At 71.5% G+C, this 12,516-nt stretch carries 12 protein-coding genes and 1 tRNA gene; 9 read left to right on the top strand and 4 right to left on the bottom strand.

The annotated features are described in order from the left end of the window. Nucleotides 1–123: 123 nt before the first annotated feature. Nucleotides 124–1,074, top strand: a complete 951-nt coding sequence (locus GFH29_RS18420) for a universal stress protein (protein ID WP_153325202.1) — start codon at nt 124–126, stop codon at nt 1,072–1,074. Between the two features lie 258 nt (nt 1,075–1,332). Here the strand turns inward: GFH29_RS18420 and ppdK are convergent, their stop codons facing one another. The 4 genes from ppdK to GFH29_RS18400 form a co-directional block, all read right to left on the bottom strand. Next, the gene (ppdK, locus tag GFH29_RS18415; protein ID WP_153325201.1) at nt 1,333–4,002 is read right to left on the bottom strand and encodes a pyruvate, phosphate dikinase; all 2,670 of its coding nucleotides are present in this window, start codon (nt 4,000–4,002) and stop codon (nt 1,333–1,335) included. A 76-nt stretch (nt 4,003–4,078) separates the two neighbouring features. Then, nucleotides 4,079–4,714, bottom strand: coding sequence for a hypothetical protein (locus tag GFH29_RS18410; protein ID WP_153325200.1), 636 nt, complete (start codon nt 4,712–4,714; stop codon nt 4,079–4,081). Between the two features lie 68 nt (nt 4,715–4,782). Next, nucleotides 4,783–4,855 (bottom strand) — tRNA-Lys (locus tag GFH29_RS18405). Nucleotides 4,856–5,227: 372 nt separating this feature from the next. Continuing rightward, nucleotides 5,228–6,547 (bottom strand): HNH endonuclease signature motif containing protein, encoded by a 1,320-nt coding sequence (locus GFH29_RS18400; RefSeq protein WP_153325199.1) that lies wholly within the window; start codon nt 6,545–6,547, stop codon nt 5,228–5,230. 121 nt (nt 6,548–6,668) lie between these two features. Here GFH29_RS18400 and GFH29_RS18395 point away from each other — a divergent pair, with 121 nt between their 5' ends. The 8 genes from GFH29_RS18395 (at nt 6,669) to GFH29_RS18360 (ending at nt 12,479) form a co-directional block, all read left to right on the top strand. After that, nucleotides 6,669–7,373 (top strand): hypothetical protein, encoded by a 705-nt coding sequence (locus tag GFH29_RS18395; RefSeq protein ID WP_153325198.1) that lies wholly within the window; start codon nt 6,669–6,671, stop codon nt 7,371–7,373. A 177-nt stretch (nt 7,374–7,550) separates the two neighbouring features. Next, nucleotides 7,551–8,081 (top strand): hypothetical protein, encoded by a 531-nt coding sequence (locus tag GFH29_RS18390; RefSeq protein WP_153325197.1) that lies wholly within the window; start codon nt 7,551–7,553, stop codon nt 8,079–8,081. A 156-nt stretch (nt 8,082–8,237) separates the two neighbouring features. Next, on the top strand, nt 8,238–8,855 hold the full coding sequence (locus GFH29_RS18385) for an RNA polymerase sigma factor (RefSeq protein WP_153325196.1): 618 nt from the start codon (nt 8,238–8,240) through the stop codon (nt 8,853–8,855). Then, the gene (locus GFH29_RS18380) at nt 8,852–9,871 is read left to right on the top strand and encodes a CU044_5270 family protein (RefSeq protein WP_153325195.1); all 1,020 of its coding nucleotides are present in this window, start codon (nt 8,852–8,854) and stop codon (nt 9,869–9,871) included. The genes GFH29_RS18385 and GFH29_RS18380 overlap by 4 nt, the downstream gene beginning before the upstream one ends. 100 nt (nt 9,872–9,971) lie before the next feature. After that, nucleotides 9,972–10,634, top strand: a complete 663-nt coding sequence (locus GFH29_RS18375; RefSeq protein WP_153337801.1) for a DUF6629 family protein — start codon at nt 9,972–9,974, stop codon at nt 10,632–10,634. A 106-nt stretch (nt 10,635–10,740) separates the two neighbouring features. Beyond that, entirely contained in the window at nt 10,741–11,175 is a 435-nt protein-coding gene (locus GFH29_RS18370; protein WP_153325193.1) for a hypothetical protein, read from the top strand. Between the two features lie 240 nt (nt 11,176–11,415). Further along, nucleotides 11,416–11,979: a dihydrofolate reductase family protein gene (locus tag GFH29_RS18365; RefSeq protein WP_153325192.1), complete on the top strand. Its 564-nt coding sequence runs from the start codon at nt 11,416–11,418 to the stop codon at nt 11,977–11,979. 14 nt (nt 11,980–11,993) lie between these two features. Further along, nucleotides 11,994–12,479, top strand: coding sequence for a DUF5956 family protein (locus GFH29_RS18360; RefSeq protein ID WP_153325191.1), 486 nt, complete (start codon nt 11,994–11,996; stop codon nt 12,477–12,479). The last annotated feature ends 37 nt before the right edge of the window (nt 12,480–12,516 follow it).

Below are 12,516 nucleotides of genomic sequence, written 5' to 3'. Positions count from 1 at the left end.
CCGCAGCCCGGAGCGGCCCCGACGGACCCCCGTCCCGGCGCATCCGGGACGTTGGACCCTGTGGCCCTCGGGTCGGGCGCGGCGAGGATCGCAGTGTCCCGCCCGCACAGCACAGGAGCAGCGATGTCCCCCGAGGACAGGTCCGAGCACCGCACCGACCCCACGGCGGAGGTCGTCGCGGTCGGCGTCGACGGCACCGCGCGCAGCGTCGGCGCGATCCGGTACGCCGCGGACGTGGCCGCTCGCGAGGGATCGGTGCTGCGCCTGGTGCACGTGAGCCCCTCCTACGTCCCGATGGCGCCGCTGCCGCTGACGCTCACGGACCTGCGGGGCGCGGCGGAGGAGGTCCTCGCCGCGGCACGCAGCGAGGCGCTCGAGCGCCAGCCGGACCTGCTCATCGAGACTGCTCACGAGACCGGGTCGCGGGTGACCGGCCTGTTGCGCGGCACGGGCACCGCACACCTCCTGGTGCTGGGTCGCGAGACCCGCACCGGCGTGGACCGCATGGTCGCCGGCGCCACCACCGCAGCGGTCGCGGCCCGCGCACCGGTCCGCGCGGTGGTCGTCCCCGAGGACTGGACCGGGGCCGCGGGGCACGGTCGGGTGCTGCTCGGCGTGAAGCGTCCCGCCGTCTCGCCGCACCTGCTCTCGCGGGCCTTCGAGTTCGCGCGGGAGCGCGGCGCGACGCTGGTCGTGGTGCACGCCTGGCGGATGCCGGACGCCTACTCCGACCTGATCGCCCAGCGGGTCCGTCCCGAGGAGTGGCGTGACGAGGGGCTGCGGATGCTGACCTCGCTGCTCGCCCCGTGGCGCGCGGAGTACCCCGACGTCCACATCGAGATGCACGCCGAGCACGGCACCCCCGCGGAGGTGCTGGTGCGGCACAGCGCGGCCGTCGACGTGGTCGTCGTGCTGCGCCGGCGCCGTGACGCCGCACGGATCTGGCCGCTGGGCAATGTCGCGCGGTCCCTGCTGCGGCTCTCCGAGGCGCCGGTCGAGGTGATCCCCGACGGGCCCGTCGACGACCTGGTGCCCGGGCTGGTGCTCGAGGAGGACGGCCAGATCCTGCGCTGACAACGACTCCTCCTCCTGGGCTTGAGGGAGCCTCGGGAGGAGGTACGGCGGCCCGTGTGCGGGGAGCGGTGGTCGAGCACGCTCCCACCGCAGCCTTGAGGGAGGCCCCCGCCCGGGCCGCCGTTGCTTCACCTTCCCCGCCGAGTCGGCGCCAATGGTTGCGCGAGTCGGCGCCAATGGCGCGCCGAGTCGGCACCAATGGCGCACGACAACGCGCCCCCGGTCGGTGACCGGGGGCGCGCAGGTGGTGCGGAAGGCTCAGGCGTCGGTGCCGAGGACCGCGCGGGCGGCCTCGAGGCGGGCGATCGGCACCCGGAACGGCGAGCAGGACACGTAGTCCAGCCCGACGGACTCGAAGAAGTGGATCGAGACCGGGTCGCCGCCGTGCTCGCCGCAGACGCCGACCTTGAGGTCGGGCTTGGTGGCCCGGCCCTTCTGGGTGCCCATCTCGACCATGCCGCCGACGCCGCGCTGGTCCAGCGACTCGAACGGCGAGACGTCGAAGATGCCGTGCTCGAAGTACTTCGAGAAGAACGCCGCTTCCACGTCGTCGCGCGAGAAGCCCCACGCCATCTGGGTCAGGTCGTTGGTGCCGAAGGAGAAGAACTCCGCCGAGGCCGCGATCCGGTCGGCGAGGAACGCCGCGCGCGGCAGCTCGATCATGGTGCCGACCTTGACGTCGATCTCGACGCCGCGGGAGGCCTGGACCTCTTCGGCGACCGCGAGGATGTCGCGCTTGACCACGTCGAGCTCGCGCACGCTGGCCACCAGCGGGACCATGATCTCGGGCAGCGGGGTTCCGCCGGCCTCGATGCGGTCCGCGGCGGCCTCGAGGATCGCCCGGGCCTGCATCACGAACAGGCCGGGGATCTGGATGCCCAGTCGTACGCCGCGCAGGCCGAGCATCGGGTTCTGCTCGTGCAGGCGGCGTACGTGGTCGAGGAGTCGTACGTCGCGCTCGTCGGCGCCGCCGGCGGCCTCGGCGAGCGCCACCTTGACCGAAAGCTCGGTGTAGTCGGGCAGGAACTCGTGCAGCGGCGGGTCGATGAGGCGGATGGTGACCGGCAGGCCGTCCATCGCCTCGAGGATGCCGGCGAAGTCGGCCCGCTGGAGCGGCAACAGCGCGTCGAGCGCGGCCTCCTGCCCGGCGGCGTCCTCGGCGACGATGAGGTGCTCGACGAGCTCGCTTCGGTCACCGAGGAACATGTGCTCGGTGCGGCACAGGCCGATGCCTTCGGCGCCGAAGCGGCGGGCGCGGGCGGCGTCCTCGGCGGTGTCGGCGTTGGCGCGGACCTTCATGCGGCGCCGGGAGTCGGCGTGGGTCATGACCTCATCGACCGCCAGCACGACGTCGGCGTCGACGTCCTCGCCCTCGAAGTAGCGCACCACGTCGGAGGGGGAGACCGGCACCGCGCCGGCGAAGACCTCGCCGGTGGCGCCGTCGATGGAGATGACGTCGCCCTCGCGCAACTCGCCGCCGCCGCGCACCCGGGCGACCTTGGCCTCGACGTCGACGTCGAGGGCCTCGGCGCCGCACACGCAGGTGCGGCCCATGCCGCGGGCGACGACCGCGGCGTGGCTGGTCTTGCCGCCGCGGCTGGTCAGGATGCCCTGGGCGGCGACCATGCCGGCCAGGTCGGAGGGGTTGGTCTCCTTGCGGACCAGGATGACGTCCTCGCCGCGCTCGACCCACGCGACGGCGGTGGGGGAGTCGAAGACGACCTTGCCGACGGCAGCGCCGGGCGAGGCGTTCATGCCGGTGGCCAGCAGGACCTTGTCGGCGGAGGCGTCGAAGCGGGGGAACATCAGGCTGGCCAGCTGCGGTCCGGTCACCCGGCTGAGCTGCTCGTCGGCCTCGATGAGGCCCTCGTCGCGCATGTGCCGCGAGATGCGGAATGCCGCGCCCGGGGTGCGCTTGCCGACGCGGGTCTGCAGCATCCACAGCTTGCCGCGCTCGACGGTGAACTCGATGTCGCACATGTCGCGGTAGTGGTTCTCCAGCTGCGCCATGATCGCGATCAGGTCGTCGTACGACGTCTTGTCGAGCTGCTCGAAGTCGGCCAGGGACACGGTGTTGCGGATGCCGGCGACGACGTCCTCGCCCTGGGCGTTCTGCAGGTAGTCGCCGTAGACGCCCTGGTTGCCCGACGCGGGGTCGCGGGTGAAGGCGACGCCGGAGCCGGAGTCCATGCCGAAGTTGCCGAACACCATGGTCTGCACGTTGACGGCGGTGCCGAGGTCCTCGGGGATCCGCTCGCGGCGGCGGTAGAGCCGGGCGCGGTCGGTGTTCCAGGAGTTGAAGACCGCGCGGACGGCGAGGTCGAGCTGCTCGCGGGCGTCCTGCGGGAACTCGCGGCCGGCCTGGTCGCGGATGATCTGCTTGAACGTCTCCACGAGCGCGCGCAGGTCCTCGGCGTCGAGGTCGAGGTCGGCGGTCGTGCCACGGGCCGACTTCGCGGCGTCGAGGGCACGGGAGAAGTGCTCGGAGTCGATGTGCAGGACGGTGCTGCCGAACATCGACAGCAGACGGCGGTAGGAGTCCAGGGCGAACCGCTCGTCACCGCTGAGCCGGGCTAGACCATGGACGGACTCGTCGTTGAGGCCGATGTTGAGGACGGTCTCCATCATCCCGGGCATCGAGAACTTCGCGCCGGAGCGCACCGAGACCAGGAGCGGGTCTGCGGCGTCGCCGAGGCGGCGTCCCATCGTCTCCTCGAGCGCCGACAACCGCGCGCTCACCTGCTCGGCGAGCTCGGTCGGCTCGGTCCCCGCGGTCAGGTAGGCGCGGCAGGCGTCGGTGGAGATGGTGAAACCTGGTGGCACGGGTAGCCCCAGGTTGGTCATCTCGGCGAGGTTGGCTCCCTTGCCTCCCAGAAGGTCCTTCTGGTCCTTGTTTCCCTGCGCGAAGTCGTAGACGTAGACGGTCACCGGGTCATCCTTGCCGCTGTGCGCGCTTTAATGCGCGGAACTCGCACTACGTGGACAAACCCGGGATTCGCCGGACTCAGCAGACGTCGCGGTGCCAGGCTCCCAGCTCGCGCACCCAGGGCTCCGCGGCCAGGGTGATCCGAGGGCCACGGAAGCTCGCCGTCACGCTCGCGCGGTCGCTCCCGCTCTCGGCGTCGTACGACGTGAGGCGGGGGGTGGTGCCGTGCTTGGCGGCCTGGGCGAGCGACTCCTCACCGAAGGCGCCCATGTCGACGGTGTCCTTGCAGCGCTCGCTCAGCAGCTCGAACGCCGCCGGTGCGTCGCCGGTCGTGAACGCCACGTGGTACGCCGTGACGGCCACCCGGAGGTCGGTGTCCACCGCCGGAGGCTGCGCCGCGGGCGCCGTCGGCGTGGCCACGGGCGCGGTGGTCGCGGGGGCGGAGGTGGCGGGCGCGCTGGTGCTCGGGGTGGCCGGAGCGGTGGGCTCGGTCGGGGTCGCGGACGCGGAGGTGGAGGTGGTCGTGCTCGGGCTCTCGCTGGGGCTCACCGACGGCGTGCCGGGGGCGGGGCTCGTCGGCGTCGCGGTCGCGCTGTCGCTGACCGGGACCGTGGGCGCCTGGTCCTCGGAGTCGGAGCCGCAGCCGACCAGGACAGCAGCCAGGGTGCCGGTCAGGAGGGCGGGGAGGAGCAGAGGAGCCAGGCGCTGACGCATGGCTCGATGCTAGGCGGCGCACCGACGCGACGGATCGCCGCTCCCGCGTGAGGTGCGCGAGTCTTCGGTAGGCCCCGTGGGACTCGAACCCACAACCAAGAGATTAAAAGTCTCCTGCTCTGCCAATTGAGCTAGGGGCCCGGGGGATCAGGGATTTAACCAGGTAAACCCTCTGGATAACTCCGGTGTAGTTCGCTCACGCGATCCAGGCCCGAGTATGCCCTGCGCGAACCACCGGGGCCGGTGGTGGGGGCGACGGCTCCGCTCGGACCGTCCCCGCTCGGGGTCCGTTGTCACGGGGATCGGAGGGTGCGCAGCGCGGGGAGGCCGTCCTGCTCGGCGCGTCGCCTGGCGTCCATCCTCAACGCCGTCACCCGCGACCTGCGCGAGAGCCTCGACTCCTGACCTCACCCCGCCGGTGCTGGGTGAGCTTGCCGTTGGTCGAGCTTGTCGAGACTCACGCACGGGTGTGGCCCCGCCGACTGGGTGCTGACGGGGTCCGGCGCGGTGGATCTACTCGTCCGGCGGGTGCGCGGTGACGAGGCTCGTGGTGCTGTGGTCCTTGATCAGGTGGAGCCCGTGCGGGGATCGCCAGAGGTACGTCGCCGCGTCGGTCTTGTCATAGGTCCAGGTTGTGTGGGTCTTGGCCCGATGGTGTCGCCGGCACAGCGGCGCAAGATTGCAGCTGCAGGTCGCGCCGCCGTCACCGTGGGCGGTGACGTGGTCGGTGTCGCAGCGCCGGGCGGGGCGTTCGCACCACGGGAACGCGCACACCGGTTGGGCGAGCTTGGTCTGCTCGGCCAGTTTGCCGGGGACCGCGTAGGTGTCGGTGTGGTGGTGGGCCTCGAGGTCGATGACCGGCTTGATCACGACCTGCGCTTCCGGGCTGTTGCACCAGTCGCGGACCTGGTCGGTGGAGACGATGGACCGGGTCTCCTCGACCTTGGCGAAGCCGGCCTCGTCGCGACCGATCGCGGCGTGGGAGAGATGAACGTGGATGACGACCTGCCGCGGCTTCACCACTGAGGCTGCGGCCTCACCAGCGCTGCCGGCCTCGGCGCGCAGGTCGAAGGCGAGCTGCCGTCGGGCGAGCTCGCCGGCCGCCATCGAGCGGCGTACGTCCAACGACTCGGTGGAACCGAGCGCGGCCAGTTCCTCCGCGCCCTGGCGAATCGCGGTGTCGAGGTCGAGTCCATCGGCGAGGTCAAGGACTCCCTCGACGTGGACGATGCCGTGGTGGTTGGCCTCGTCGGTGCGGACGTCGAACCGGCGGCCGTCGGCAGCCGCGCGGCGCTCCTTCTCCGCACCCTCCGGGTCGAACGCGACGCGGGCCTGGTCGACGAGCCGCTCGATCCCGGCCCAGCTGATCTTCCCCACGAAGCCAGCGAGCTGGCGGTCCACGAAGTCGGCGCCCTCGACCGGAAGGGTGGCGGTCAGCTGCGCCAGGCGCCGCGCCTTCCATAGCGGCACCTCACCGGCCCGGACCAGCTTCCACGTCCGCTTGAGCCGGTGGGCCAACTCGAGGGCATCTCCGACCAGGGTCCGCGCGGAATCGGTCGACAGCCCCAGCGCGGCGCCGAACTCCATCGGCGCGAACTCCGCGACCAGCGGCGTCCCCTCACCCGCGAGTGGAACGGCCATCTCGCCAAACACCGGTCCTTGGGAACCGTTGGTCGAGCCTGTCGAGACCGACTCCTCCGGATGCATCGTCGCCCACACCAGGGCCGCTTCCAGGACGTCGATCTCCGCCCGCTGGGCCGCAACCCGACGGCGCTGTGCGAACGCCAGCACGGCGGCTGGGGTGTCGCAGCCGGAGAGCTCGGAGTCGGCCATGCCTCATACTACTCGAACGCATGTTCGATGACAAGAGGTTCTCCACCAGCGCCTCAGACGAGGGTCGGTGCCATGATCAGCGCGTATGCGACCGGGTCATCGGCCGAGGAGGTGGAGCGACGTGCGAGCCCGACGTGTTGCCTGGTGGCTGGCGGTCTGGGCGACCACCCTGGCGACCACGGCGTGCACCGGTGATGGTGACAGCCAGGAGCCGGCGAACAACCGGGAGGGCGCGAGCATCAGCGAGCTTTCCGAGAAGGCCCTCGAGCCAGTGGTCGAGGACGATCGGCCCTTTGCCGCACCCACCAGTGACGCGCCCAGCGGCCCCTCCCACTCGAAACCAGTGCCGGCCGAACCGACCGCCGATGAACTCGCCGAGGCTTCGCAGGGCCCGTTCGACCGGTACGGCGCCGAAGTCTTCGCCCTCACGCTGAGCCACGCCATGGAGGATCAGACGGAGGGCACCGGGCCGGAGCTGTTCGAGCAGTACCTCGCCACGGACCTGCCGGAGCTGGCCGCTCGGATCATCTCGGATGCGAGACGCTGGCCCGGCAACAGGACGGCACCGGGTGAGACGGCATGGGTGAGGTCGCAGGCATCGGGGGAGCAAGACAACACCTTCGTCGTGCATCTCATCGAACTCGTCGCGTCACCGAGACTCAACGTCGACGGTGAACCGTTCTACTTCTGGAGCAGCAACCTCCTGACGGTCGCCCACGGATCAGCGGGCTGGCAGCTGGTGGACTTCCAGCAGCAGCTCGCGTCAGAGAAACGTGACTTCAGGCCTCCGAAAAAGGGAGGCTGGCGCCCAGCGAAGGTCCGCTAGCTCGTGTGTCCCAGCACCACCTCAGGCACCACAGATCAGATGTCACCGGTCGGTCCAGCAGCCTTCCTCGAGCCGCTGGGGCATGGTTGGCTGAGCTCGACCGCCGCACCGCACAAGTACGACGCGGCCTGGGACACCGGATGCGGCTGGCTCAGGGCCGTTCACAAGGAGCACCTCATGCGTAGGACGTCCCGTCTCGCCCCGCTCGTGCTCGTCGCCGCGCTGCCGCTCACCAGCTGCAGCGGAGCCGAGGAGCCTGACACCTCGAAGGCGGACCGCCTGACCGCACAGACCACGGAGTCCACCGAGCCCACGGAGTCCGCCGCGCCCCCCGCTGGCGACCCGACCTCCTCGGACGCCCCGGCGTCGGAGGAAGCCGTGACGGTCTCGGCGGACACGATGACCGCGTGGGCCAGGGAGTGGAGCTCCATCGAGCGGACGGTGGCGGAGAAGATCGATCCCAAGGACCCCATCAGTGGGCTCTGCGTCGCCCTGGGGGCCCCCGACCCGGCTTGGTTCGGCCTGCGCGACGTCGACGCGGACGCGAAGACGGGCAAGATCGTGTTCGGGGTGAACCCGGATCTCGACGCGGCGTACTCGTGCGACGAGAGCGACGCGGCCGTCGTCGTCGACCTCGCCTCCCGTGAGCCGATCAAGGGCGCCGAGCTGTTCGCCAAGATCAAGGCAGAAGCCGAGGCCACCAGCTGACCCCGACACCCGCCGCGGGCCTGCTGCACGCACGCGCGGATACGTCGTGCGAGCATCACGCTGATCCGCGCGGGGAGAAACCGAACCCGGGCGCCGCCGCGGACATTACCTAGTGTGAGTCCACCGCCCCCGCACCGAACCGAGCGCTCCTCTGACATGGCCGACCTGTCCTGGCGCCAGCAACGGGCCTTGTTGCGGGCCGGGGACCACGACGTGTTCGCGCAGCTCTTCGTCGCCCACAGCGACGAGGTCTTCGCGGCGGCGCTCCGGCTGACCGGGAGCCGGGCGTCGGCCGAGGACGTCACCTCCGAGACCTTCCTCGTTGCGTGGCGCCGCCGCGGTGACGTCGAGCCGAGCCACCTTCCGCTGCGGGGGTGGTTGCTGGCCATCGCCACCCATCAAGCCATGAACGTGACCCGGGGGCGGCGCCGACGGCTCGCCTTCCTCGGCTCCGACCGGGCCCGTCCCGGGGTCGTCGCCGACTTCGCCGACGAGACCGCGGGCCGGCTCGACGACGCGCGGCGACTCGAGCGCACCCGCACGGCGCTGGACGCGCTGACCCGCCGTGAGCTGGAGGTGGTCAGTCTCTGCGTCTGGTCCGAGCTCTCCTACCAGGAAGCGGCCGACGCGCTCGGCATCCCGGTCGGGACGGTGCGCTCGCGGCTCAATCGCGCCCGGGAGAGGCTCCGCGTCCTCGTGGCCGATACCGACGTGGCGGAAACCGCCCCGTCCGCTCCCGCGCACCCGCACTCCACGAACCGAGGCCCCCGATGAACGACGCCGACCTGCTCCCGCCCCCGCCCGCCGGAGCGCCGACCGCCGCCGAGCGCGCCCGCATCGAGCACTCCCTGCGCCAGAACCTGCGGGCGGAGATCCGCGCCGAGCGGCGCGCGGTCGTACGTCGCGACCGCGTCGCGACCGTCGCGGTACCGGGGTTGGTCGTGGCCTGCCTCGGCGCCGTCGCCGCGCTGGTCCTGGTCGTCGCCGGGACGCCGTCCTCCCCGCCGGTCGAGGCTGCGCGACCGATCGTCGCGTCGGGTCCCGCCGTCAACGTTCTCGAGGCGGCCTCGCGCCGTCTCGCCCAGACCGACGTGCTCGCGCCGACCGCCGACCAGTTCGTCTACGTGCGCAGCGTCGCGCTCACCAACGAGGGCGCTTACGGCGGCGGGGTCGACCTCGGCGACCGGCACACCCGCGAGATCTGGCTCAGCCAGGAGCCCGGCTCCATCAGCGACCAGGGCCTGATCCGTGAGTTCGGCCAGGACTGGCCGCTCTGGGGCGGCACCGGCTCACCCGCGAGCATCCGTCGTCCGACCTACGCCTACCTCGCCTCGCTGCCGAGCGACCCCGACGCCCTCCTCGACGAGCTGGCCTCGCAGCTCCCGACCTGGGACGACGCGCGCAGCACCGACCAGGTGCTGTTCGACGCAATCGTCGACCTCGTCAGCGAGGGGCTCGCGCCGCCGGACACGACAGCAGCGCTCTACCGCGCGCTGACGCGGATCCCGGGCGTGGAGGTGGACGACGACGCCCGCGACCTCCTCGGCCGCCCGGGGATCGGCATCACCCGCACCGAGGACGTCTTCCTCACCCGCACCGTCCTCCTCATCGACCCGTCGACCGGAGAGACCATCGGGGCCCGCTACCTGATGTCGACCCCCGCAGGCGACGAGGTCTTCGGCGCGACCGCCGTGGTCGCCCGGGGCGTCGCCGATGCCGTCGGCGAGGTACCGGACGACCCGGACGACATGGTCGCGGCAGGCGGGAAGAGGCGCGTCGAGCCGGCGTGACGCGCCGCCGGGCCGACGACGAGGTTGATCCGGGCGCGCGTCTCCGGCCGCAGACGTTTGGTCCGTCGGGCTGGGGTACCGCTCGAGCGTGTGCTTCTCGATGAGCGCCGATGTGACCGCCGGGGTCGTCCTGCTCCCGGTCGCCGCGATCTGCCTGCGCGAGGTGCGCACGGCCCGGGAGTTGCCGTTCGCGTCGCTGCCGCTGCTCTTCGCGCTCCACCAGCTGACCGAGGCCCTTGTCTGGCACGGTGCGTCCGACTACGTCTCGGCCGGGGTCCAGCACGCCGCCGCGATGATCTACGTCCTCTTCGCCTTCCCGGTCCTCCCGATCTTCGTGCCGCTCGCGGTGCTGCTGCTCGAGCCGGTGGGCCGGCGCCAGCGGGTGGCGCCGTTCGTGGTGCTCGGCGCGGTGGTCGCGGCGTACCTGCTCTGGGCGGTCCTCGACGGCCCGCTCGTGGTCACAGAGGAGCCGCACGCCTTGATCTACAACGTCGACCTGACGTACGGGCCGATGTGGGCAGTGCTGTACATCGTGGCGGTGATCGGCCCGTCGGTGCTGTCGGACTACCCCTCGATCGTCGCCTTCGGGTTGCTCAACCTCGTCGGGCTCACGGTCGTCGCCATCGTCTACGTCGAGGCGTTCGCGTCGCTGTGGTGCGTCTACGCGGCGCTGACCTCCGCCCTGGTCATGGTGCACATGGTGCTGCGCCGCCGGCTGCCGGACATCCACCGCCTCGAGGGTCGGGGACTGGCGCGCGCCTGAGGTGTCCCCGCCTGCCCTAGACTCGCCGGCCTGCGGCGTACGACTCCGCAGTTCGCTCGTCCTGTCGCCACGGCGCCGCGGGACCACGCACACGGGGGATGCGCCGATGAAGATCTCGAGGAACGCCATGGCGGTGTCCGTCATGATCGCCGCGCTGTACGCCGCCACGCTCGCCCCCGCGGCGGCCGCCGACGGCGCGGGCGAGCCCGAGGTCCCGCCGGACGGCGTCATCGTCGAGTGCTTCCCCCAGCGGCTGAGCATCGGCGTGCGCGCTGCGCAGAAGCAGGGGACGCGCGCGACCGTGCGGGTGCGGGTGCAGTCGAAGGGAAAGGGCGCGGTCGGCACCCTCACCCTGCGGATCAAGGGTCCCGGCGGGAAGCACGTCAAGCGTGCCGTCGTCACGATGGACGGCAGCGGGGCCACGCAGACCTTCAGGACGAAGCGGCTGCACAAGCGCGGCGTCTACCGCATCACCGCACGGTTCGCGGACGTGGACACCGGGCTCACGTCGACGAGCCGCGGGGCCCTGCGCGTGCGCTGACCCCGGCGTACTGATCCCCAGGGACCCGGGGGATCAGGGATGTGAACGGGCAGACCCTCTGGACAACTCCGGTGTAGTTCGCTCAGGCGATCGAGGCCCCCGGCACCGACTAGGCGGGGCTGCCGTTCCGTCGGCGGCGGTGTGGCGCGCCCACCAGGTGCCGTTCCTTTCTGCACCGATCGTTTTCGCACGCTGAACCGGTCCAAGACTTCCCAGACCGACTGACGGAGGGCGTGGCAGATGCGGAAGCTGATCTACGGCATGAACCTGACACTGGACGGCTACGTCGCGGCGCCCGGCGACGACATCGGGTGGAGCGAGCCGAGCGACGAGCTGTTCCAGTTCTGGCTCGAGGAGGAGCAGGCGAGCGGCCTGTCGCTGTACGGGCGCAAGCTGTGGGAGGCCATGAGCTCCTACTGGCCGACCGGCGACCAGCAGCCCGATGCCACCCCGGCGCAGATCGAGTTCGCGCGGAACTGGCGGGACACGCCGAAGGTGGTCTTCTCCTCGACCATCGACAAGGTCGACTGGAACACCCGCCTGTTCACCGGTGACGCGGTCGCAGAGATCGCCCGGCTCAAGGCCGAGGACGGCGAGCCGATGAGGGTGGCCGGCCCGACCCTCGCCGGCGCGGCCATGCGCTCCGGGCTGATCGACGAGTACGCGATCGTCACCCATCCGGTCCTGGTGGGCGGCGGCACGCCGTTCTTCACCGGCCTGGACAGCTGGGTGGACCTGGACCTGGTGGAGACCCGGACGTTTCCCGGCGGGGTGGTCCTGAACAGGTACGAGACGAGGCACTGAGCGAGAGGCAGGGGATGACATCTCAGACAGCCCAGCAGTCAGGCACCTGGGAGGAGGTGCCGGTCCTCGCCTCGGCGCCCGGGTCGGCAGGACCGGGTGAGTCCTGGCAGGAGGTCGACGGCTTCGGTCTCGGCCTCCTGGTCCTGTGGTTGCTGCGGCACCGGGCGGTCTGCGTCCCGATCACCGAGCCACGGCTCGTCCGGGTCACCTGCACCAAGGCGGACGGCAGCGTCGAGGTCTCGGCGCAGGCCCTGACGCCGGAGGAGCAGGCGGAGCTGGACGAGGACGTCAACGAGTTCCTGTCCGAGGCCGGCATCCCGCCGAGGCCCGGCGCCCGAGACTGGTTCCTGCGCGTGCCAGCCGACCTCCAGCTGAGCGCCGCGATCACCCAGTGGTGGCGGAGCATCTACGCCCGACTGGCCGATCTCGACCACCAGACCCCCGCCGACGAGCTGCGGGTCGTGCAGGACCTGATCGCCGAACGGGGCGACCTGTTCTAGTCCGGGACTGATCGGAGGCGCGGTGGGGCACACTCGC

This window comes from Nocardioides sp. dk884, assembly GCF_009557055.1.
Classification (GTDB): Bacteria; Actinomycetota; Actinomycetes; order Propionibacteriales; family Nocardioidaceae; genus Nocardioides.
This window is presented reverse-complemented; position numbering and strand designations above follow the sequence as displayed.

Coding starts and splice junctions, on each gene's coding strand:
- GFH29_RS18420 (WP_153325202.1), top strand. CDS start 124: ATGTCCCCCGAGGACAGGTCCGAGCACCGCACCGACCCCACGGCGGAG.
- GFH29_RS18410 (WP_153325200.1), bottom strand. CDS start 4,714: ATGCGTCAGCGCCTGGCTCCTCTGCTCCTCCCCGCCCTCCTGACCGGC.
- GFH29_RS18400 (WP_153325199.1), bottom strand. CDS start 6,547: ATGGCCGACTCCGAGCTCTCCGGCTGCGACACCCCAGCCGCCGTGCTG.
- GFH29_RS18390 (WP_153325197.1), top strand. CDS start 7,551: ATGCGTAGGACGTCCCGTCTCGCCCCGCTCGTGCTCGTCGCCGCGCTG.
- GFH29_RS18385 (WP_153325196.1), top strand. CDS start 8,238: ATGGCCGACCTGTCCTGGCGCCAGCAACGGGCCTTGTTGCGGGCCGGG.
- GFH29_RS18380 (WP_153325195.1), top strand. CDS start 8,852: ATGAACGACGCCGACCTGCTCCCGCCCCCGCCCGCCGGAGCGCCGACC.
- GFH29_RS18375 (WP_153337801.1), top strand. CDS start 9,972: ATGAGCGCCGATGTGACCGCCGGGGTCGTCCTGCTCCCGGTCGCCGCG.
- GFH29_RS18370 (WP_153325193.1), top strand. CDS start 10,741: ATGAAGATCTCGAGGAACGCCATGGCGGTGTCCGTCATGATCGCCGCG.
- GFH29_RS18365 (WP_153325192.1), top strand. CDS start 11,416: ATGCGGAAGCTGATCTACGGCATGAACCTGACACTGGACGGCTACGTC.
- GFH29_RS18360 (WP_153325191.1), top strand. CDS start 11,994: ATGACATCTCAGACAGCCCAGCAGTCAGGCACCTGGGAGGAGGTGCCG.